This window comes from Thalassomonas sp. RHCl1, assembly GCF_947387555.1.
In the GTDB taxonomy this organism is placed as follows: domain Bacteria; phylum Pseudomonadota; class Gammaproteobacteria; order Enterobacterales; family Alteromonadaceae; genus Thalassomonas.
The window spans coordinates 167,190-189,143 of the sequence record NZ_CANDNZ010000009.1; the positions used below are offsets into that span (position 1 = coordinate 167,190).

The window sequence follows — 21,954 nt, forward strand, 5'->3', positions numbered from 1 at the left end:
AATTAGTAGCGACAATGGTTTTATTAGCGCCATTAATTCCGTAAAATCCCCCCTTCGTTTCACTAACCTGAATGATTACTCTACATCCGGGTTAAACAGGAAAATTTATGACCCCTCAGACCACAAACAGCAATCAGCTGGTATTTTTGTTGGTATTACTGGTTTTGTTCAGTCCGCTGGCCATTGATATTTATTTACCGGCACTGCCGGTGATCGCCGGGCAGTTTGCTGTGGATATTACCTCAGTGCAAGATACCGTGACCTGGTTTATGGTCACCTTGGGACTGGGACAGTTACTGGCGGGTCCCCTGGCGGACAGGTTTGGCCGCCGGCCCGTGGCCCTTGGCGGGGTGATGATTTACGGCCTGTGCTCATTGCTGGCTTACGTATCGCAGAGCATAGATATGTTGCTGGCAGCACGTTTATTGCAGGGCTTTGGCGCCTGTGCCACTTCGGTGGCGGCCTTTGCTTCGGTGCGGGATTGCTTCGGGGCAGCGCGCAGCGGCCGGATGATCAGTTATTTAAATGGCGCTATTTGTTTTATTCCGGCGATGGCGCCGATACTGGGCAGCTGGTTGACCGCCGAATTTGGCTGGCGCAGCAACTTTAGTTTTATGGCGGGTTTTGCTGTCATCGGTTGGGGCATAGTGATGTTGCTTTATAAAGAAACCCGGCCGGAACATACCAATGTTGACGGACGCATGTTAAGCCTGAGCCGTTATTGGTCGGTGTTGGCGGAGCCGAAGTTTCTCTATCATGCCATCTTATGTATGCTGTCCATGGCGGTGATCCTCGCTTATGTCACTTCTGCCCCCGCCTGGTTAATGACGGGCCTGGGACTGGATATGTCACAATTTACTTTCTGGTTTGGCATTAATGCGGTGTTAAATATTATTGCCTGCTTCCTGGCCCCGAAAATGATGGATAAATTGGGTACGCGCAAGACCTTAACCACAGGTTTGCTGGTGATCATCGGCTCAGGTTTGTTGATGCTGGCGTTACGTCCCTTTGCCAGTCCCTGGGCCTATATGTTGCCGGTCTTTTGCTCTTCTATCGGTTATGCCTGCGTACTTGGCTCTGCCGCCGGGCGGGCGCTGGCGCCTTTTGGCGATCGGGCGGGTACGGCTGCGGCATTACTCGGCTTATTCCAGATGTCGGGAGCCGGAGTTATGGTGAGCTTAACGCAAAGAGTCGGCCTGAGCGCCCCTATGTTGCTGGCGATGCAAATGTTGCTGCTGCTCCCGGGACTGATGATCCTCTGGTCGAAATATGGCCGCCGCTGGCATCAGGCCGATATCATCGCCGATTAAGCCCCGAGATATTTTTTCGGGCTGATGCCAAAGTGTTTTTTAAACATATGGATAAAGGCAGAAGGGGAGTCGTAGCCAAGGTTTAAGGCGATATTGGTGATGCTCTCCCCCCCGGCCAGCGCTGTGATTGCCAGCTGTAAATTCAATTTTTGCCGCCATTGGCTGTAGGTCATGCCGGTTTCTTTTTTAAATAACCTGCTCAGGGTGCGCGCCGAAGCGCCGACCAGGTTTCCCCATTGCTCCAGGCTATTGCCATTGCCGGGATTTTGCTGCAGTTCCCGGGTTATTGCCATCAGGCGTAAATCCCTGGGGTAGGGCAGGTTAAGGGTTACCTGTTCGGCAATGGCCAGCTGATCGACGATAAGGCGTAATAACCGCCCATCGGGGCTGCGCCAGGCATAATCCGGGGGGATATTGCTCGCCTCACAAATCAGGGCTTTTAAAAAGCTTGATACCGCCAGCAGAGATGAACTTGGCGGCAAGCAGGCCAGTAATTCAAGATCGACATAAAAGCTGGTCAGGGTGACCCGGGTCAGGGCGATCACCTGATGTTCTATTTGTGGCGGCACCCAAACCCCTTGCTCCGGCGGTACTATATAGCGCTCGTTGCCGATATTGACCGCCAGCACGCCTTTACTGGCATAAATAAATTGCCCCCACAGGTGCTGATGCCGCTCGATAGCACAATTGACGGCAATTTGCCGGTTGACCACAGTCACCGGCTTTTCCAGCGCTTGCCGTGACTGTGATGATGGTGCTATCTGGCGTAATTTTGTCATATTGTCGATATAAGTTTGCAAATAATCGATATTATGCCATTGGCGCTTTCGGATATCATGGTCAAATGCATTTTTAAGGAATAAGTAAGGAGTTGGTTGTGAACCCGGAGTTTATCTTGCAGTTGGTGTTATTGGGTTGTGTGGTTGGTTTTATGGCGGGTTTGCTCGGTATCGGTGGCGGCGGCATCATGGTGCCGGTACTCACGGGGTTATTCCTGGCTCAGGGAGTGATGATCGAGCAGGTGGTACACCTGGCGCTGGGCACGTCGATGGCCTCGATCATTATGACTTCATTATCGAGCTCGTTGGCACATCATAAGCACAGAAATATTAACTGGTTTGTGGTCAAAGGATTCTCTCCCGGGGTGGTGTTGGGGGCCTTTATCATGACTTTTATTGCCGCCAAGCTTAGTGCCATTTATCTGGTGACAATATTTTCTCTCTTTATGGCGTATGTTGCGGTGCAAATGTTTCTGAATAAAAAGCCCAGGCCCTCGCGCACTATGCCGTCAAATAAAGGGCTCTTTTTCGCGGGGTCAGGTATTGGCGGGGTTTCTTCCCTGGTGTCTATCGGTGGCGGCTCCCTGACGGTACCTTATCTGCTGTGGCATAATATCGATATTAAAAGGGCGATAGCGACTTCGGCAGCCATAGGTTTGCCTATTTCTATCGCCGGCAGCTTAGGTTACCTGGCCAATGGTTATCTTTTGCAGGTAGAAATGGCGCAATCGGCGATACCGCATGCCGGTCTTGAATATCGTTTAGGTTTTATTTATATGCCCGCCGTGCTGCTGATCTCCGTCTGCAGCTTTTTTACCGCGCCATTGGGGGCTAAATTAGTGCACCGTTTGCCGGTTGCCTTATTAAAGAAAATTTTTGCCCTGTTGCTGTTTTTTTTAAGTGTTAAAATGTTCTACACCTTGTGGAGCGGTTTATCATTTTAATCGCTTTGCCACCGGGAAATGTGAATGCCGTGAGAAAAAGCAGGCGATGTAAACCTGTTTTTTCTTTAGCTGAGCATTTATTTAATCGTAAAAAATACAAAAGATTAGCGCATTGTTACTGCCAATAATCTATAAATTGAACTAAACTTTAACAACAAGGCGTTGAAACTTTCGCTGCTGCCTCTTCTGCAATTAAGATACTGTTGCCATTGTCATTTATTTACCGGCAACCTATGTCGCAACGACATCAATAAACTCGATTTTTTATTCAGATCAGCTGTTCTGTTTACGGCAGTTGCAGAGGTTTCAACATTCCCCCTTTTCCGCCATAAGGAGCATAAATAACGAGTGAATAAAGTCCAGCTTAGCCAAGATGAAAACTTGTCATTTAAAATCAGCCACCAACTTCTGCCACAGGATAATCAGCGACTTGATCTCTATTTTTCCATTCCGGTAGAGATGGGGATCAGCCCCAGTACGTTAGAAGAAGAGAGCTACTTTCACAGCAGCATCAAAAGCCATTGCGCCTACTATTCCCATCAGCTCCACCTGCCGCTGGTGCGCAGCCGTTTTATCAGTCAAACCAAAGGGGAGCAAAGGGATTACCGCCTGAACCTGAATTTGTTTTCTTATCAGATCCGTATCGCCCTGGATGCCGATATCAAGCAGACCTTGAAAATTAAGGAGCCGGAACTCTTTTACCGGCAGGCGCTGGAGCTGGCGGAGCAGTCGGCTTCGCTGCTGAAAAAATTACGCCGTTATACGCCGCCGGATAAAAAGCTCAGCTCCTACTTTGAAAATGCCGATAATTACCTGAGCTGGCATGTGGAGCAGTCTTTTTTGAAATTGCTGGCCAAAGGCCCGAGCAGCAGCGGGCAGACGGAAGCAAGAGAGCAATTGCTGGCCTTATGCCGCAGTGAAAGCAGCTACCGCAATAAAAACCAGTACAATTCGCAAATTACCTTAGATGACCCTAACCGTATCACCAACAAAATGCGCCTGCTGCAAAGGTTGATCGAATACGGGGTGGTATTTAAAAAAGATACCCGCTCTTTGGATACCAACTTAAAGCGCCTGGTACGCGGCTCGGTGACCGCTGTGGTGATGGCGTTTGTGATGATGCTGGTATTAAATGCCCGCTCAAGTTTTGCCGAAGTCACGCTGGCCCTGGTGGCCCTGCTCGGGGTGATCTACGGTTTGCGGGAAATTTTTAAAGATGATTTAACCCAGCTGATCTGGCGTAAAATTCAGCGGGGACGACCCAAGTGGCAGCATGTCTTCACCAATAGTGTCAGTCAAAACCGTATTGCCAACGAGACCATGTGGCTTGAATACATCAATAACCGGGATTTGCCCGCGGAAGTGGACAAGTTGTTCCAGAAAAGGCGTCAGCAAAATAAGCAGGCGGCGAGATTATTGCACTTTCGCAGCGACTTTAAGGTGGTGGCCAAGGAGTTTTTACCCGGCTATGATGAAATCAAGCAGGAGATCTTTTTTAACCTGACACCTTTTGTCCGTTTCCTGAAAAAAGGCGCCGGGCGCTTGTATTCCCTCGACGGTATTAAGGTAACCAACCAGAGTGTGGAACGCCGTTATCAGATTAACATGGTTTTGATGCAGGGAGACAAGTCCGAGTTGCACCTGCAGCGTTATAAGATCACCTTAAACCGTTCAGCGATCATCAATATTGAAGCCCTGGGGGGGACCGAGAGCCCTGCCAAGGCTGAGACAGTGGAAAAACAGCAAACCACACAAGCGCTTGCCCCGGAAGAAAAAGAGGAAAAATCCGCCTGAGCTGCGTTTGGGCCGGGCGGCTTACACTTTATAACAAATGCATACAGTTCTAAACAAAGAAACACCTTATAAAACAGCTTTAAGGGATGAAAGTCACTAAGATAAAATGATTGAAGTCAGGCGTTGGCACGGACTTCATTTTTTGGCTTATATCATCAGGGAAATAATGGCTTATGTTCAGGTTTATCAAGGTTTTTTTGTTTATCAGTTGTTTAACTGGCGCCAGCAGTGTGCTGGCCGGTGAAAACTCCCCTTATCAAGTGATTGCCAATGCGGGTAACAATCTCTTTGCCCGCATCGCCAGCGAACAACAAGCCCTGAAAAGCCGGCCTGAGCTGATGGTCAATATCGTTGATCAGGAGTTGATGCCTTATGTTGATCATCGCTATGCCGCTTTTAAGATTTTGGGGAAAAACTTAAGAACCATGACGAAAGCCCAAAGAGAAGCTTTTGTTTTAGCTATGAAAAACCACTTGAGCCAGAGTTATGTTCAGGTGTTGTCTAAATACACAGATCAGCAGGTGACTTTCCAGCAGCAGGAGCAGGCTAATAACCGTAAAATAGTCTCGGTTAAGTCGGTGATCAGCCAGACGGGCAAACCGGATATCGAAATGGACTTTCGCCTGCGTAAAAATAAAAACTCCCACCGCTGGCTGACCTTTGATATTGTCGTCGAGGGCATCAGTTTACTCGATGCCAAACAGGCAGAGATCAGTGCTAAAATTCGCGCTAACGGCATAGACCAGGTGATTGCCGAATTGGCGAGAGAGGTCTGAGCTTAACTCTTTGTGCAGACATGGATTTGTATCCGCTGGACTTTGACGGCTAAGGCTTTTATGCTTTGATAATTCCTCTTGCTGTAGATTTTGGAATTTATGCCGCAAAATACGAAAACCAACCGTTATATCTTTCTTATCGCCTTTGCCATTGCCGCTTTAATCCTGGTGAATGGCGGCTTTGCTTACTGGCAAATGCATAAAATTAAAACCGAATTTGAAGATGTCGCCAATAAGGATCTGCCGCTGGTGACTCAGCTGTTGCCGCTTATCGACCGGCAATTTGAGCAGACGCTGTTGATTGAGAAACTGCATCAGCAAAGCGATGGTCACCAGGGGGTGGTGATCCGGACCCTGGAAGACAGTTTTATCCGTACCGGTAAAAAATTTGATAGTGCGCTGGCGACATTAAAGGAATTTATTATTCCGCTGATGTCACTGGGGCAGCCGGAAACGCGGGCGGAGATGGTGCGGGTGAACCTGCTGTTGGATCAAATCGGCAAGGAACATCAGCAATACCATGATCAGGTGATCGCCATGATAGAGACGATAAAAAGCGGCGGCGGTAAAATACCCGAGCAAGTGATCAGGATCTTAAACGAAGAAGAAAAAGAGCTGCGCCTGGAGTTAACCAGCTTACGCGATGAAGTGCAGCGTTTTACCCAGCAATCGGTAATTGCCGTGGATAAACATGAAAGCTGGGTGATACAGGGAGTGGTGCTTTTTACCCTGTTTGTATATTCCCTGGGGACCATCATGCTGTTTATGATGTACCAGGTGATGCAACACAGAAAAAAGGCGATAGCAGAGCTGGCTTATTTTGCCACCCATGATCCCCTGACAAAACTGATCAACCGCCGTTATTTCTTTGAACGCCTGACCGAAGCGATCAATGCAGCCAAACGCCATAATCATCCTTTGAGCATTTGTGTCTGCGATCTGGATCACTTTAAACAAATCAACGATACCCTGGGGCATCAGGCGGGGGATAAGGTACTGGCAAGTTTTGGTGAGATTTTAACCCAGGTGAAACGTCCGGAGGACATCGCCGGGCGTTTTGGCGGCGATGAATTTGTTTTGTGTTTCCCCAATACTCACGGCAAGGATATCGTCAATATGGTGGAACGTATCCGGGCAACCATGGCGGAAAAAGAATTTAAGCTACCTAATAACAAACGTTTCTCGGTGACGGCCACCTTTGGTATTGCCGAAATGGATTTGAACAACCAGTGCCAGGAATCGATATTTGAAGCGGCGGACAATGCCTTGTACCAGGCCAAGGAAAAAGGCCGTAATGCCGTGGTGTTATACCAGGACTAACCTGACTTTCTCCTTGTTTTAGCCCGCCTTTTGGCTTGAGGCGGGCTTAGTCCCTAGATAGCGGCTCCCAAGCGAGTAATCGCGTAAAGGCAATATTTGCCGCTTGTCTTTGCTACATTTTATGTAGTAAGCTACAGAAAATGTAGCAATAGTGTATGTCCGTACTTGTCTGTTTGTCAGGCAAAGCTAACTTGCTTTAACAGCTGCCGGCCATATAAGGAAAGTAATCATGTCTTTACCACTTCCCGGTGTGCCGGTGCGGGGCTCTAAAACAGGCAAACCTATTATGGCGCTGCTGGATTTATTGGGGCGTAACTGGACCTTGGGAATTTTCTGGAATCTCAGCCAGAACCCTTGCACCTTCCGTGAATTACAAAACCGCTGTGAAAATATCTCCCCGACCCTGCTTAACAACCGCTTAAAAGAATTGCAGGCCACCATGTTTGTACAAAAGCAGGCAGGCGGTTATGCCCTGACCGAACTGGGGGAGGAATTATTCAACCATATAAAACCTTTGGGGGGCTTTAGTGCCTTATGGCAGCAACAGCTTGCCGACAAGCAGCAAAACAGGAGCGAACAAGCTGATCATGAAGACTGATAGATTAACCGTATTAACAAGGAGAGCACCTTGAATAGCCCAGCATTAACCTTTTCACAAATGTCGTTAAACCGGGCGTCTTCCGCCCGAAAAAGCAACGGCTGGCTGCTTGAGCAGCAAAATAAAGCGGATACGGTTTTTTTACCGGTATGGCGTTCTTTATGCCTGTTTGAACAAGATAAACTGGCCGAGTTTACCCGGGAGCTGGCGATCACCGGGCAACTGATTGCACAGGCAAGTAACTGTTATTTTTTAGGTTTGGACGGTGAGCACGCGGTTTTTGTGCTTGATTTATCTGATTTGTCCCAAGAGCGGCTCGATAGTTTGCTGTCGGATAAATATCAGGCAAGAGACTTTCGCAGTGCTTTGCCGCTGATCACGGCGAAGCAGGCCCCTATTTTGGCCTATGGCCGGGCGCTTAATCATTGGCACAGGCAATGTCAGCACTGCGGTTATTGCGGCGAGAAAACCCTTTCCCTTGATGGCGGTCACAGGCGAAAGTGCCAAAGTGAGTCTTGCGGGAAAGAGCACTTTCCCCGTACCGACCCTGTGGTGATCATGTTGGTTGAATATCAGGCCCCCGGGGAAAAAGCCAAATGTTTACTGGCGCAGCATCATAATATTCCCGCCAAAGTGGTTTCTACTCTGGCTGGTTTTGTCGATCCGGGGGAATCCCTGGAGGAAGCCGTGTCCAGGGAAGTTTTCGAAGAGGCCGGGGTCGTTGTGGAGCAGGTAACTTATATGGCTTCTCAGCCCTGGCCGTTCCCGAATTCATTAATGATAGGTTTTTTTGCCCGGGCAACCAGTGATGAAATTAATATCGATAATGATGAAATTGCCGATGCCCGCTGGTTTAGCGCCGAACAGGTCAGCACTTTTGATAATTGGGGGGATGAAGGGGATAACTATCAGTTGCCGAGAAAAGAGTCGATTGCCCGATATTTGATTGACAGCTGGCTCGAGAAACAGGCAGAAAAACAATAAACACAATAGCAGTGTAAAAACCAGACAAATAAAGGCCTGGAGAGGGGAAAAATCAGCCAAAAAATAATAAAAAAATTAATTGGCTATTCCCCTTTAATATTTATTTGATTAATATCAAGAAAAGCTATTTTTAGCTTTGTCACCGTCCATCCGAAGGAGTATGTTTACCTTAAAGAAGAGAAAAAATTGAAAATAAAACTTGTGTTTTATGACAATTGCCCCAAGTGTTAAAAGTGAAGTAACTAAAAAAGGAATACCTATGAAAATAAATCTTTCTGGTCACCATGTCGATGTTACTAGTTCGATCAAAGAGCATATCGAAGAAAAGTTCTCCAAGATAGCAAATCATTTTCCAACACTTATTTCGCTTGATGTCATCCTTTCCAAGGAGCATGGCAAGCATCAGGCTGAACTGCGAACGACCTATGAAGGAGGAAGGATCTCTGCCACAGGCACCGACGATATCATGTATCCGGCAATAGCCCTTGCCGCCAAAAAACTTGATGCCGCACTGAAGCATCGTAAAGGCCAGTTAAAGGCCAATCTTCATGCCAAGCCGGGGATGACAACACCTGAAATTGCGCATGAGAGAGTACAGGAAATGGAATTGTCCTAATTCTTTATTGACTGTAAGCAGGGGCCATTTGGCCCCTTTTTAATGTCCGGTTTTTCTTGAGGCACATTAATAGTATGGCTTTTTTTTCTTTGCCGGGGTGTATTAGTTTAAGGGGGAGTGATTGCTGCTGTGCACTGTTTCGGCGGATATCACGGCTGCCAGGGTGTTGTTATCTTCCCGGGTAAAATGCTGTGTTATCTGGGATGCGCGGGTGATTTCCCGGATCTGCTGCTGTTTATCCAGCTCGTAAGCGAACCAGACATTGGCGCTTAAGCACATCAGGCCGATAATATACAGATAAATACGTACGCTTAAGTTCGATTCTTTTTGACTTTTGGGTAACGTCATCGCTGGTACCTCTGTTGGCTTTACTTCTTTTACGCTTGTTAGGAAGTGCAGGTTTAAGGCCAATAAACAAGGTGCTTGAGCATATCTGTAATAAGTTGCTGATTTCTCGCTTGCTTTATTTCGTTGTATTTGAGAGAGATAAATATTTTCTCCTGTCAGCACCGGCGTTGACAAAAAATGATGGCGGTTTTTGAAAGAATTGGCGAAAACTTTGCCGGAAAAATAATGAAAAAACCGGCGAATAAGTCTTGAGGGCGGCAAAAGTATGCCGACTGCAGTGCAGACAAATGCAGGGCGGCATATCATCAGCGACTGATGGTAAAAATTATTCCTCTTCGAGGTAGATCTGCATTTCGTCGCTGATTTGTTTACGCATTTCCATCAGTTTAAGGGCACTTTGATGCTGTTTTTTATCGGCTTCGGTTTCCGGTACCCATTTGGGAATTTCTATTTTGTGTCCGGTTTCATCCACCGCCACCATGATAACAATGCAATGGGTGGTCAGGCGGCGGTTGAGGGATTTGGGATCGCAGGCATTAACTTCCAGTGCGATATGCATGGAGGAGGAGCCGGTATAAATGACCTTAGCGGCTACTTCCACCAGGCTGCCGACATGGATCGGGGCCACAAACCGTATGCCGCCGGCATAGGCGGTGACGCAATAACGGCCACTCCAGCCGGCGGCGCAGGCATAGGCGGCTAAATCTATCCATTTCATTACCGCGCCGCCGTGTACCTTGCCGCCAAAATTAACATCCTGGGGCTCTGCCAGAAATCTCAGGGTGACGTCTCTTTGTGGCTTTTTCATTTTTTTGTCCTCAGCTTATTACGCACTTTTTATGCTGTGCCTGTCTTTATTTTAGGTTATTGGCTTTACTTTGTTTTTTGCGTTTTTTTTGTTTTTATATTGGTACTGTTTTTCCGGTTTATTCAGTTTCGTTCAGCTTCAGTTCAGTTAGCCACAGTTAAGCTATTAATCATACACAGAGAAAGTCTTTATCGACGTTATTGTCTCAGGAGCAAATAATGAACATTATAACCAAAGCCTTCATAACTATTTCACTGTTAGCGACAGCTGCTAATGCCAGCGCCGGTCATCACAGGGGGGATAGTTTTTATGCCAGGGGCAAAGTGATCGCCGCTACTCCTATTTACCAAACCGTACGGGTAGAGCATATTCATGACGACAGCTGCTGGCGCCGGGTGAGCCACCACCACAGCAGTTCAGGGCACTATGGCGGCAATGAAGTCGCGGCGACCGTTGTCGGCGCTGTTATCGGCGGTACTGTTGGTCATGTGTTATTTAAAAAGTCGGATCTTAAAGGGGTCGGTACCGTTGCCGGGGCAATTATCGGCGGTTCGGTGGGCAATGAAATCGGCCACAGCAATCACAGCTACCGGAAAAGTCGCCACAGTCATAATCATTCGGGCTATCACCATGCCAGTCACCGCAAGGTGCTGCATTGCAGCCGGGAATATAGCAGTTTTGAAGAAATTAGCGGTTATGAGGTGACTTATAAATACCAGGGGGAAATCTACCATACCCGTACCCGCCATCACCCGGGCAAAAAGATCAAGCTCAGGGTAACTGTGGATCCGGTATAGGAGCCGGATTAAATCACTGGAAAATTCAAAAGACTATCAGTTCTTTATTTAGCAGGGCCAATCTTTTACACTCAGGTGAGAAGCTCGCGTACAGGTAATATTTATGAGATCCGTTTTACTCTTGATGTTGTTTTTATTGGCAAGTTTGTCGCTCGGCCAGCATAAGGCCCAGGCAAATGAGGCGATTAGCAGCTATCAGGTACCAGGGGTTGACTTGCCCTCGGTGGGGGATAAGGCCAATAAAAAAGAACGTAATAAGAAATCCTCGAGGAAAATTTCCCAGCAGCAGGCGGCACAAAAGGTCAAAAACCGCTATGGCGGCAAAGTACTGAAAGTACAAAGCAGCAAGGTTAACGGCCAGGCCGGCTATAAGGTCAAACTGTTAAAAAAAGACGGTCATATTATTTCCGTGCTGGTAGATGGTTCCTCGGGGAAGATAAAGGGAAATTAAACTATGCGTTTGTTGTTGGTTGAAGATGATCTTGCCTTGCAGGCAAATTTGCAGGGCCAGCTGGTCAGCGCCGGATATTCGGTGGATGTGGCCGGTGATGGCGAAGAAGGTTTGTTTAAAGGGCGGGAATACCCCTATGATGCCGCGATTATTGATGTCGGCTTGCCTAAATTAGACGGCATCAGTTTGATCAAAACCTTGCGTAAGCTTGACAAGTCTTATCCGATTATTGTGCTGACGGCAAGAGATCATTGGCAGGATAAGGTCTCGGGATTGGATGCCGGCGCCGATGATTATTTAACTAAACCCTTTCAGAGTGAAGAATTGCTGGCGCGGTTAAATGCCCTGATCCGCCGCTCGGTGGGGCAGGCCAGCCCGGTGATTGAAAATGGTCCGCTGCGCCTGAATACCTCCAGTGCCCAGGTATGGGTGAATGAACAGTTGATCACTTTAACCAGTTATGAATACAAGCTATTGGAATATCTGGCCCTGCATCCGGAGCAGGTGAAATCAAAAACCGAGCTTACCGAGCATATTTATGATCAGGACTTTGATCTCGACTCTAATGTCATTGAAGTTTTTGTCAGGCGCTTAAGGAAAAAACTCGATCCCGGCGCCGAATATGGCTTTATTGAAACGCTGCGGGGGCAGGGCTATAAGCTCAAGGTTTTTGACAATAAATGAGTAAGTACTTGCCTGAACTTTCGTCCTTACTTCCCTGGAAACTCAAGTCACTAAAAGCGCGGTTAAGGCTCAGTGCTTTGCTGATCATAGTGCTGGTATTGCCCCTGATCGGGGTAACCCTTAACAGTGCCTTTGAAGCCCAGATCAAGAGTGCCATCCATAATGAACTGGCTGCCTACAGTTACTCCATCTTAGCGGTGGCGGAAGTGGAGCAGCAGGATTTACTGATGCCGGAGCAGTTACTGGAAAACCAGTTTAATGTGATTGAGTCTGGTTTATACGCGCTGATCACTAAGGGGCTGGCTGAGGGGGAAGATAAACAGCAAGCTGCCCGACAGGAAATACTATGGCTATCTAACTCCTTGCTGGGGCTGGATATTCCTTATGTTTTTCCGCAGCCGGCATTAGGCCAGTCTTTGTCTGAGGAAATTTACCTTAACGGTGAACAACATTTAATTTACAGCTTTAGCGCCAGTTTTAGCGATGGCGAGCAAGCTTTTCCCGTGACTATTCATATCATTAAAAACCAGGCGGATCTGCTGGTGATCACCGGGCAGTTTAAACGCCAGTTGTGGCTGTGGCTGCTGGTGTTGATGGCCCTGTTGCTGCTGATCCAAATGAGCTGGTTAAACTGGACCTTAAAACCCCTGCATATCTTAAAAGGAGAATTGCAGTCGGTGGAGCAGGGCAAAACCGATCAGCTCCAGGCGCGTTATCCGCTGGAGCTGGAGCAAGTGGCCAGCCAGCTGAACTTATTATTGCACACGGAGCAAAATCAAAGGCAAAGGTATCGTAATGCCTTGTCCGACCTGGCCCATAGCCTAAAAACGCCGCTGGCGGTGATGCAAAGCCAGGCACAATTACCCGAGGTTTTTAATGAGCAACTCGCTGTGATTAACCGCACCATAGAGCATCAGCTCAAGCGGGCGCAAAGTGCCGGGGAGTCTTCCTGGCACCTGGGTATTTTGATCAAACCGGTTGCCCTCAAGTTGGTCTCTGCCCTGGAGAAAATTTACCGCCATAAAAATCTGAGCATTTCGGTCCTGGTGGATGAGGATGTGCTCTTTAAAGGGGATGAAGCCGACCTGATGGAATTGCTGGGCAATATGCTCGATAACGCCTGTAAAGCGGCAAAGCATAAGGTGGTTATCCGGGGGAGTGCCAGTGAAGGACAATTGGTGATCAAGGTGGAAGATGACGGCCTGGGTATCAGTGAAGATCAGCGGGAAAAGGTGCTTAACCGCGGCACCCGGGCGGATACTTATGAGCAGGGACATGGCATAGGGCTGGCAATTATCCGGGATATAGTGGCCAGCTATCAGGGGCAGGTGTTAATTGAGCAGTCGGTTGAACTTGGCGGCGCCAGCTTTAGCTTATGCTTTAATGAGAAAAACAAATAATAACAAGTCTTTAAGTCTGGTTCTGATCAGTGTCGATTTTTTGATGCTTATTTGCCTGCTTTAATGGCTGATGATGCTATATATCCCCCTGAAGGCTAATTTTTGATCTGGTTGGGTATAATTACAGTTACCACCTTGATTACCCGGAGCTGCGCTGTTGAAAATCAACCGCTCGCTGTTATGGTTATGCTGTTTTTTTATCAGCAATTTTGCTTTGGCAAAAGAGTTAAGGCTTTGCTATGAAACTGAAAGCTTTCAGATCCTTAGTACGACCGGCGGTGAATCTACTCTGATAAGCGGCAATATCTTCATTGATAAAGTAAGTCAAGCGGTGGAGAGTGCCGGGTTTAAGGCGGTTTTTTATCGCCGCTCCTGGGGGCGTTGCATCCAGGATTTAATCTCGGGTGAAAACGATGTTATTTTCCCCACCGTCTGGATGAAAGAGCGTGATAAATGGGGGCGCTTTCCCCGTGATAAGCAAGGCAGGCTTGATAACAGCCGTGCGATTCGAAAGGCCATTTACCGGGTTTATACTCCGGCCAATAGCCGGCTCAGTTGGGACGGAAAGCAGTTTTCTGCTTTATCTTCAGGTATAGGGGCGCCTTATGGTTATGTGGTTTACCATATGCTAAAAAAAGGCGGGTTTTTAAGTCCGATGGACTTGAGCGTCGAAGAGGGCTTTAAAATGTTGGCATTAAACCGGCTTGACGGTTATGTGATTGAAGAGCAGGTCGGCGATGAACTTATTGAAAGGGAGCAATATCAGGGGAAAATTACCGCTTTGCCGCTAGCCTTTCATATCGGCTATTTTCACCTCTTGCTGTCGCACCGGTTCTATCGCCGTGACCCCGCAGGAGCCGAGAAGATCTGGAATGAGTTAAAGGCGACTGTGCCCTTTACATGGCAGCCACATTCCCCGCTTAGACAAGATTGGTTGCAATAACATTAAGCCAGATAAGCTCATGACTTATGTCTTGATGACACCGTTCAAATGAGTGTTGGTGTCATTTTGACACTGCTCTGGCTGTCAAAATGTCCCCTGATAATCCGGCAGCTGTGGTTTAATCCGGAATTTTCGGCGTTATTGTCGGCTATTTTGATGAGCTTTATAGGCTGTACTGCATTTTTATTTGTGTTTTTATCTTGTTTTTCAATTTCTTATCTTGTGTTTTTCTTTTTTGAATTCCGGCTGGAATATTTATTGTCCTAATGACGTTTGAAAATTAAAGAACTTAGCCTTTGATGTGAGTGACAAGAGAGTTTTCTCCGTAAGTTATTGTTATATACTTATAAAGTTGAGTTGGCATCAAGCTTGTATTACTAGGTACAAAACGGGTTAACAAGTTGTCAGACGGTTAACCGGACAAGTAAATTTGAGCATAGAGGCCATAAAAATGAATAAGCAATTTGATTTAGAAAAAATGTTAAAGATCAGTAATGTTGTCTTTTGGTCTGCTCTTGGGGTTACTTTACTGTCATTGTTTGCTGTTTATGGTTTTTATGAGTATCTGAGCATCGGCCAGCAAGTTGCTTTACATATTGCAACCATCATCTTTGCTGGTGTATTTAAACTGGGTTATGTCTTACGTCTGGTTGCTCAGAAAGAATTAGGCCTTGCTGTCAGATAAAGCGGGCCGATAAGGGGGCTGATGAAAACTGCTTTGTTATTTTATCGGCACATTTTGCTTAAAAATTAATTTTTGATGTTCGAGCCTCAGTATTTTTAATCGTCAGCTTTTGTTTGAATAATAATTTTTGATGCTCGAGTCCCAGTATTTTTCCCAGCAGTTTTTGTTTAAATATTCATTATTCATGTCTGTCAGCGGCAGTTTTCACCAGCGATGATTGTCGCTTTACTAATGCCCCGGATAAATTTGTTAACCCCGAAGCTTATCATTGCCCGGTTTGCGCTGGCATCGGAGCTAAACTACAGTTAATCAAATCAAAGGTTAACCGCCAAAGCCGGGGGAAGATATGAATGTTTCCTTGAGTTGTCACCGCATGAAAACTTTATTCTTATGGAGTTTTTGCTTTATCTGCTTCTTCGCCATGGCTCAGGTATCGGCACAAAGTAAAAATACCCGGGGCGGTTTTTTAGACTTTAATCTTTACCCCCATTTAACCGATGTTGACACTGACAGCGTATTCACCTTAAATGCCGCAGCTAAGCTCAGATACAGGTTTTCTTACTTCAGCCTGCTTAACTTTTACAGCCAAGACGGCAGCGGTAGTTTAGGAGATGCCGATGCTTTTTATACCGAGCAGAATATCCGCTGGCAAATCAGTGAAAGTTCACCGCTGGATCTCACCTTGCAAATGAATTTAAGAACCGGAGAGGATAATGACAGGCACAGGTTGGGTATCCGCTGGCGCTTGAGTGATACTTCGTTTTTGCAGGATTTTTTCAAAAGTATTCATTTGAAGTATTCCATTAACTGGCATGCGGTGCAGTTTGATCATGAAGATCCTTATATCTGGCAGCTGGAGCATTCCTTTATGATGAAATTTCCCTATATCAGCGATCGCCTTTACCTGTCGGGGTTTGCCGATCATATCTTTAATCAGGATCTGCCTTCAACGATCCCGGCCAATCCCGTGGTGATGGAAGCCCAGTTGGGTTACCGCCTGGTGGAGAATTTCTTTATTGTCAGTGAATACCGTATCAACCAGTACCGCCGCTCGGACGTTAATAACCTGGCCATTGGTCTGCAATACAAGTTTATCTGGTAAAGTCGCGGGCCTGGTTGGTATTATTTAGATAATAATAGAAGAAACCCGGTTTCGTCCCTGCTCTTTAGATTGGTACAGGGCCATATCAGAAATACTCAACAATTCGGTAAAACTCGGCTCACCGTTTTCTGTGGTGGCAACACCGATACTGATGGTAAAGTTTACCTTGTTGTCCTGAAACGCCAACTCGGTAGCGGCCACTTTTTCCCGGATACGTTCGGCGATTTCCATAGCAAGGTCGTGACCGGTTTCCGGTAACATTAACACGAATTCTTCACCGCCCCAGCGCGCCACCAGATCTGTGATCCGGGTGGAATCTTGCAAAATATTGGCGATGCTTTTCAATACCTTGTCGCCAATGTCATGGCCAAAGCTGTCATTGATTATTTTGAAATGATCCAGATCTAACATCAAAATTGAAATTGGGCGCGAAGCTCTCAGGGATCTTGGCCATTCCAACGCCACTCTTTCCAGTAATTTTCTCCGGTTGGCCAAACCTGTGAGATCGTCCTGAAATACCTGCTCCTTTAGCTGTATTTCTAATAATTTACGCTCTTCAATTTCTTTTTCCAGTAGCAGGGATTTTTGCTCCAGGGCCTTATTTTGCGCGGTGAGAGTGTGGTTAAGGGACAGGTATAAGGCACACATCAGGGCAAATCCCAGGGCGGTAATGATGGCTATGGTCATTAGCGTCTGGTATTTACTGGGACGCCACATGTCTTGCTCTAAGCTGATCCATTTGCTAATAAATTGCTGTTTTTGCCCGGGTGGCATAGCCGCCAGGACTTTATCGAGGATGGGGATCAAAGGGCTAAGCTCGCTACGCACGGCAAAGGCAAGCTGGTAGGTATAATCTATCTCCCCGGAAACCCGCAAATTGGTGAGTTTTAATGCCTGTATCTGATAGCTGGCGGTACCCAGGTTGAGCAGCATGGCATCTGCGCTGCCAAAGGAAAGTTTCTGCAGGGCTTCTGCGGTGGAACGGGCATAAACCAGGTTGATTTTATCGCTAAACTGCTCCAGGTATTCATTGACGCCAAACCCATAAACAGTGATCAACGTCAGGCCATATAGATCTTTCAGGGAGAGTTGTCGGTTAATATCATTGCGGGTGAGGATCACCACCGGCAGGTATAGATAAGGCTGGCTGAAGGTCAGGTATTTATCCCGTTGTGTGGTTTGACTGGCGACAGTGAGCAGATCTGCTGTCCCGGCATTGAGGTGGTCTTGTGCCTGTTTCCAACTATGGGTTGGCACCTCAACCAGTTCAATTGCTAACACATCCAGGCAGTAACCGAGTATGTCCTGGGAAATTCCCATCAGCTCCCCCCGGGAATTGCGAAATTCGAACGGGGCATAGTCGGGATCACCGGCAATACGAATTTTTGGATGTTGCTGTAGCCAGGCCTGCTCATCCGCGGTGAGGTTAACAACATTGGCACTTACCGGGGCAGCGAGCAGGAAAATGATGACTAACAGGGGAACAAATAACATCTTTTACATCCAAACCTAGATTCTATTCACTATAGCCCAAGGCGTATTTCCTTGCGAAAGTGATTAATCCTTGTACTTGTCTTGGCGGCATAGGTATAATCGCCGGCTCATTTTCGCTACTGCGCTGCGTCGGTTTACAGCTCTGCTTTGTTGCTGTGTGCCGCTACCGTCTTTAGTGCTTAAACCGTGCCCCGAACAGGATCTTTATTTTGAGTAGTACCGCTTTTTCATCCCTTAAATTACGTATTGAGCTGCAAGAGAATTTAAGCAGCTTAGGTTATCAGGCCATGACGGCGATCCAGGCGCAGAGTTTACCCGATATCCTGGCGGGCAAAGATGTGATTGCCCAGGGGAAAACCGGCTCGGGTAAGACGGCGGCGTTTTCTTTGGGGTTATTGCAGCAGCTTAATGTTAAGCGTTTTCGTATCCAGTCGCTGGTGTTATGTCCAACCCGGGAGCTGGCGGACCAGGTAGCGAAAGAAATCCGTAAATTGGCGCGTACCATACATAATATCAAGGTATTAACCTTATGTGGCGGCATGCCTTTTGGCCCGCAAATAGGCTCCCTGGAGCACGGTGCCCATATCGTGGTGGGTACACCGGGGCGGGTGGAAGAACATGTGCGCAAAGGCACTTTGAATCTTGATAATGTTACCACTTTAGTGCTCGATGAAGCTGACCGCATGCTGGAAATGGGCTTTGCACCCTCCCTGGAGGCCATCATTGAACAGGCGCCGAAAAAGCGTCAGAACTTACTGTTCAGTGCCACTTATCCCGCGCAGATCAAAGCCATTGCCGGCGCTGTGATGACAAATCCCGTGATGGTGAAAGTAGCGGCAACTCATGATAATAGCAGTATCAGCCAGCACTTTTACCAGGTAGAAGATAACCGGCAGCGGCTGGAAGCCCTGCGTTTGTTGCTCCTGGCCCATAACCCGGCTTCTTCCGTGGTCTTTTGTAATACCAAAAGAGAAGTACAGGAAGTTGCGGATGAACTGCATAATTACGGTTTTAGCGTATTAGCCCTGCACGGTGATTTAGAGCAAAGAGACAGGGATAAAGCCCTGATCCGTTTTGCCAATAAAAGTGCCAATATCCTGGTGGCTACAGATGTTGCCGCCCGCGGACTGGATATTGAAGCCCTGGATGCGGTGTTTAATTATCATATTGCCCGCGACAGTGAAGTACATGTGCACCGTATCGGCCGCACCGGACGTGCCGGTAGTAAAGGGCATGCTTATTCTTTTTACAGCGACAAGGAAAGTTATAAGCTTGCTTTACTGGAAGATTACTTAGATCGCACCATAGCAGGCGAAACTTTGCCTGATGCGGGTGTGCTTGCCAATAAACCGGCCGCTCCCCTGATGACGACTCTGCTGATTGACGGCGGCAAGAAACAAAAATTACGTCCGGGGGATATCTTAGGGGCCTTAACCGGTGAGAAAGGCATTCGCGGTGACCAGGTGGGAAAAATCAATGTCTTTGACTTTTTTGCCTATGTCGCGGTGGCGAAAAATGCCGTAACCCCGGCGTTAAGAAAGCTGGAAAAAGGTAAGATGAAAGGACGTAACTTCAGGGTGCGTATCGTCAAAGATTAGCTTTCCTTTTCGTTGATACCGTCTTGCGCTTTTCAGGTGCGGGGCGGCATTAACTTGTCACTTTGCTTACTTCTTTTGCTCTTATCACTTCATCACTTGAACTTGCACCGGCTCTTAAGGCAACCTTAAGCTTGCATTGATAAAGTCGCCATCTGTTTTACTTATCTATTAGCTTAGTGCTAATTAGCCTGGTTCCAATTAACAGAGAAGTAGCGCATTGAATATATTAATCGTTGAAGACTCCCTATCGTTAAGGCGCAGCCTGCGCCTGGGATTAACTAACCTGGGTTTTACCCTGGATGATACCGGCGACGGCTCCGAGGGCTTATCTATGGCACTGACAGGGGATTATCAGTTGCTGATCTTAGATATTATGTTGCCGGGGCTCGATGGCCTGTCGATATTAAAGGCCCTGCGCAAGGCGAAAAGCAATATCAAGGTATTATTGCTGTCGGCCAAAGACCTGCCGCAAGATAAAGTCAAAGGGCTGCTTGAAGGGGCGGATGATTATATGACTAAGCCTTTTTCCTTTGATGAACTCCATGCCCGGCTAGTCAACCTGATGCGGCGCGGCGATCTCTGTGTGGCGTTGAATAAGATTTGCATCAGTAACTTTTCTTTAGACATCAACCTGAAGCAGCTTTTTTTTGGCAATGACAAGGTGGGATTAACCCCCAATGAATATAAGATCATCGAATGCCTGTTTTCCAACCAAAACAAGGTGATCAGTCCGGAAAAACTCAGTGAATATATTGTTGGCCAGTACGATGTAATTTCAAAAAACTCTATTGAAGCGCATCTTTCCTCTGCCCGGAAAAAGATCAAAGGCTTAGGGGGGGATTTACCGGTGAAAACTAAACGGGGTTTTGGTTATATCGCCGCTAACTGATGACCATGCATTCCATTAAAAACCGCCTGGTGAGATCCATCAGCATTATTATTTCGGTGATCTTAGTGGCTATTTTATTGATGACAGACTTAAGTGTTGATGGTTTGCTGGAGGTACAATTTAATAAAACCCTGTTACATGAGGCCAACAGCCTGATCACTTTGGTCGAAGAAGAATCCGAAGGGGTGGATTTTATGTTTGCCGATGAATTTATGCCGGAGTTTTCATCGCGAACCGATACCGAGTATTTTCAGTTTTGGCGTAATAACCAGACTTTTGAGAAGTCCGGTTCATTAGGGTTTTATAAAGTCAATCAACTGCCTAAAACTGAGTTGCCATTAAATAGCCATCTATTTATGGATATCAGCTTACCTGACGGACGGGCCGGGCGGGAAGTGCTTATTCATTTTATGCCACAAGTGGATATGGATGAAAGAGAGCGCCGGAGCAAGGCCCGCCTTAGTGACAGTGAGCGTACTTCCATGTACCTGGCATTGGCCGTGAGCACAGAAGATCTTAATGCTATTTTACGCCTGGTGGACTTTGCTTTTCTGCTGGCCTGTATCGCTACTGTGGTGGTGGTACGTTACCTGGTCGGCAAGATCATTACCCGGGGACTAATGCCCCTGAATGAACTTAACCACCAGTTAAAAACCATAGATATACGTAGCAGCGGTAATAAGCTGCAGATGGATAAGCCACCGGCGGAGCTGCTTCCTATGGTGAATGAGCTTAATCGCTTTATTGAGCAAAATACCCGTTTATATCAGAATGAACAAAGGCTTACCTCAGATATTGCCCACGAGCTTAAAACGCCGATCACCGAGCTGATCAATTTGACGGAAGTGGCCATTAAATTCCCCCATGAAAAGGAATTAAGCGAAGGCTTTCAGCCGGATGTGCTGGCCATAGGCGAGCGTTTGAAAAACATCGTTAACAATATCCTGCTTTGGCATAAAAGCCAGAATGGCCCCAAAAGCAGCCGAAAAGATAACCAGCAGGAAATTCAGTGTTTAACATTCATCCAGGGCTTAGTAACCGGATTAACCTGTAAATATCCTGGGTGTGGGCATCGTGTTATTTTTGCCGGCGATCATTTAGCAGCCGTTATTACCAGTAATGCTTTTGCCCTGGAAACCGTTGTTAAAAACTTACTCGATAATGCCTTATTTTATAGTCCCGAGGGCAGCCGGGTGCTTATTGAGCTTAACCAGGCTGAAAGCGGCAAAATCCGCCTGGCGGTGTCGAATGAACTGACCCAGGTGATTTCGGCACAAGCACTTAATCATTTTTTTGAACCTTTATGGCAACTCGACAGCGCCAGAACCGCCACGGATCACTTTGGCCTTGGGCTGGCTATTGTCAAATCCTTCTGTGAACATATTGGCGGCAAGATAACCGTAGAGCTTATTACCCTTGATAGGAAAAAACCCGGTATTGTCTTTACTTTGGAAATATAACCTGCTTATGTCCAAGGCCCCCTCTAAGTCTTTTCGCGGGCTTGAAAATACCTTCAGCAAACATTCAGTTTAAGGTCAGAAAACACTAAGTTTCTTCTTTTACCCTGTGCAGTATCCGGCAAGCGGAGCTGCTCAGTCGTTTTATACCTCCTGAAGTATTCGATTATTTATGCC

Annotated in this window: 22 protein-coding genes; 18 read left to right on the forward strand and 4 right to left on the reverse strand. The window is 47.0% G+C overall.

Going from position 1 to position 21,954, the window contains the following annotated elements:
- Positions 1-107: 107 nt before the first annotated feature.
- Entirely contained in the window at positions 108-1,310 is a 1,203-nt protein-coding gene (locus QL234_RS22655; RefSeq protein ID WP_281560042.1) for a multidrug effflux MFS transporter, read from the forward strand.
- Here the strand turns inward: QL234_RS22655 and QL234_RS22660 are convergent.
- Complete coding sequence (locus QL234_RS22660) at positions 1,307-2,089, reverse strand: helix-turn-helix transcriptional regulator (RefSeq protein ID WP_281560043.1); 783 nt, start codon at positions 2,087-2,089, stop codon at positions 1,307-1,309. The two genes, QL234_RS22655 and QL234_RS22660, sit on opposite strands and share 4 nt — an antisense overlap.
- Positions 2,090-2,187: 98 nt before the next feature.
- Here QL234_RS22660 and QL234_RS22665 point away from each other — a divergent pair, with 98 nt between their 5' ends.
- From QL234_RS22665 to raiA, 7 genes are all read left to right on the forward strand, one after another.
- Complete coding sequence (locus QL234_RS22665; RefSeq protein WP_281560044.1) at positions 2,188-3,033, forward strand: sulfite exporter TauE/SafE family protein; 846 nt, start codon at positions 2,188-2,190, stop codon at positions 3,031-3,033.
- 348 nt (positions 3,034-3,381) lie between these two features.
- Complete coding sequence (locus QL234_RS22670) at positions 3,382-4,827, forward strand: hypothetical protein (RefSeq protein WP_281560045.1); 1,446 nt, start codon at positions 3,382-3,384, stop codon at positions 4,825-4,827.
- 173 nt (positions 4,828-5,000) lie between these two features.
- Positions 5,001-5,603: an ABC transporter substrate-binding protein gene (locus tag QL234_RS22675; protein ID WP_281560046.1), complete on the forward strand. Its 603-nt coding sequence runs from the start codon at positions 5,001-5,003 to the stop codon at positions 5,601-5,603.
- Positions 5,604-5,702: 99 nt separating this feature from the next.
- Positions 5,703-6,923 (forward strand): GGDEF domain-containing protein, encoded by a 1,221-nt coding sequence (locus QL234_RS22680; RefSeq protein WP_281560047.1) that lies wholly within the window; start codon positions 5,703-5,705, stop codon positions 6,921-6,923.
- 229 nt (positions 6,924-7,152) lie between these two features.
- Positions 7,153-7,521 (forward strand): helix-turn-helix domain-containing protein, encoded by a 369-nt coding sequence (locus QL234_RS22685; protein ID WP_281560048.1) that lies wholly within the window; start codon positions 7,153-7,155, stop codon positions 7,519-7,521.
- 30 nt (positions 7,522-7,551) lie between these two features.
- Positions 7,552-8,505 carry an NAD(+) diphosphatase gene (nudC, locus tag QL234_RS22690; protein ID WP_281560049.1) on the forward strand — a complete coding sequence of 318 codons (954 nt, stop codon included), beginning with the start codon at positions 7,552-7,554 and terminating at the stop codon, positions 8,503-8,505.
- A gap of 259 nt (positions 8,506-8,764) precedes the next feature.
- Positions 8,765-9,121: a ribosome-associated translation inhibitor RaiA gene (gene raiA / locus QL234_RS22695; protein ID WP_044832116.1), complete on the forward strand. Its 357-nt coding sequence runs from the start codon at positions 8,765-8,767 to the stop codon at positions 9,119-9,121.
- Between the two features lie 102 nt (positions 9,122-9,223).
- Here the strand turns inward: raiA and QL234_RS22700 are convergent, their stop codons facing one another.
- Positions 9,224-9,469: a hypothetical protein gene (locus tag QL234_RS22700; RefSeq protein ID WP_281560050.1), complete on the reverse strand. Its 246-nt coding sequence runs from the start codon at positions 9,467-9,469 to the stop codon at positions 9,224-9,226.
- Positions 9,470-9,794: 325 nt separating this feature from the next.
- Positions 9,795-10,277 carry an acyl-CoA thioesterase gene (locus QL234_RS22705; protein ID WP_281560051.1) on the reverse strand — a complete coding sequence of 161 codons (483 nt, stop codon included), beginning with the start codon at positions 10,275-10,277 and terminating at the stop codon, positions 9,795-9,797.
- A gap of 218 nt (positions 10,278-10,495) precedes the next feature.
- Between QL234_RS22705 and QL234_RS22710 the strand changes: the two genes are divergently transcribed.
- The 7 genes from QL234_RS22710 (at position 10,496) to QL234_RS22740 (ending at position 16,339) form a co-directional block, all read left to right on the forward strand.
- A complete protein-coding gene (locus QL234_RS22710) occupies positions 10,496-11,074 on the forward strand; it encodes a glycine zipper 2TM domain-containing protein (protein WP_281560052.1) in 579 nt (192 codons plus the stop codon).
- A 103-nt stretch (positions 11,075-11,177) separates the two neighbouring features.
- Positions 11,178-11,525: a PepSY domain-containing protein gene (locus QL234_RS22715; protein ID WP_281560053.1), complete on the forward strand. Its 348-nt coding sequence runs from the start codon at positions 11,178-11,180 to the stop codon at positions 11,523-11,525.
- Between the two features lie 3 nt (positions 11,526-11,528).
- Complete coding sequence (locus QL234_RS22720) at positions 11,529-12,209, forward strand: response regulator transcription factor (RefSeq protein WP_281560054.1); 681 nt, start codon at positions 11,529-11,531, stop codon at positions 12,207-12,209.
- Positions 12,206-13,609 (forward strand): ATP-binding protein, encoded by a 1,404-nt coding sequence (locus QL234_RS22725; protein WP_281560055.1) that lies wholly within the window; start codon positions 12,206-12,208, stop codon positions 13,607-13,609. The genes QL234_RS22720 and QL234_RS22725 overlap by 4 nt, the downstream gene beginning before the upstream one ends.
- 157 nt (positions 13,610-13,766) lie before the next feature.
- Entirely contained in the window at positions 13,767-14,552 is a 786-nt protein-coding gene (locus QL234_RS22730; protein ID WP_281560056.1) for a hypothetical protein, read from the forward strand.
- A 451-nt stretch (positions 14,553-15,003) separates the two neighbouring features.
- Positions 15,004-15,237 (forward strand): hypothetical protein, encoded by a 234-nt coding sequence (locus tag QL234_RS22735; protein ID WP_281560057.1) that lies wholly within the window; start codon positions 15,004-15,006, stop codon positions 15,235-15,237.
- Positions 15,238-15,610: 373 nt separating this feature from the next.
- Positions 15,611-16,339, forward strand: a complete 729-nt coding sequence (locus QL234_RS22740) for a hypothetical protein (protein WP_281560058.1) — start codon at positions 15,611-15,613, stop codon at positions 16,337-16,339.
- Between the two features lie 24 nt (positions 16,340-16,363).
- Here QL234_RS22740 and QL234_RS22745 read toward each other — a convergent pair whose 3' ends face one another.
- Positions 16,364-17,833, reverse strand: coding sequence for a diguanylate cyclase (locus tag QL234_RS22745; protein WP_281560059.1), 1,470 nt, complete (start codon positions 17,831-17,833; stop codon positions 16,364-16,366).
- 209 nt (positions 17,834-18,042) lie between these two features.
- Here QL234_RS22745 and dbpA point away from each other — a divergent pair, with 209 nt between their 5' ends.
- From dbpA to QL234_RS22760, 3 genes are all read left to right on the forward strand, one after another.
- Complete coding sequence (dbpA, locus tag QL234_RS22750) at positions 18,043-19,431, forward strand: ATP-dependent RNA helicase DbpA (protein WP_281560060.1); 1,389 nt, start codon at positions 18,043-18,045, stop codon at positions 19,429-19,431.
- A 217-nt stretch (positions 19,432-19,648) separates the two neighbouring features.
- A complete protein-coding gene (locus QL234_RS22755) occupies positions 19,649-20,320 on the forward strand; it encodes a response regulator transcription factor (protein ID WP_281560061.1) in 672 nt (223 codons plus the stop codon).
- A gap of 5 nt (positions 20,321-20,325) precedes the next feature.
- Positions 20,326-21,780, forward strand: coding sequence for an ATP-binding protein (locus QL234_RS22760; protein ID WP_281560062.1), 1,455 nt, complete (start codon positions 20,326-20,328; stop codon positions 21,778-21,780).
- Positions 21,781-21,954 lie beyond the last annotated feature (174 nt).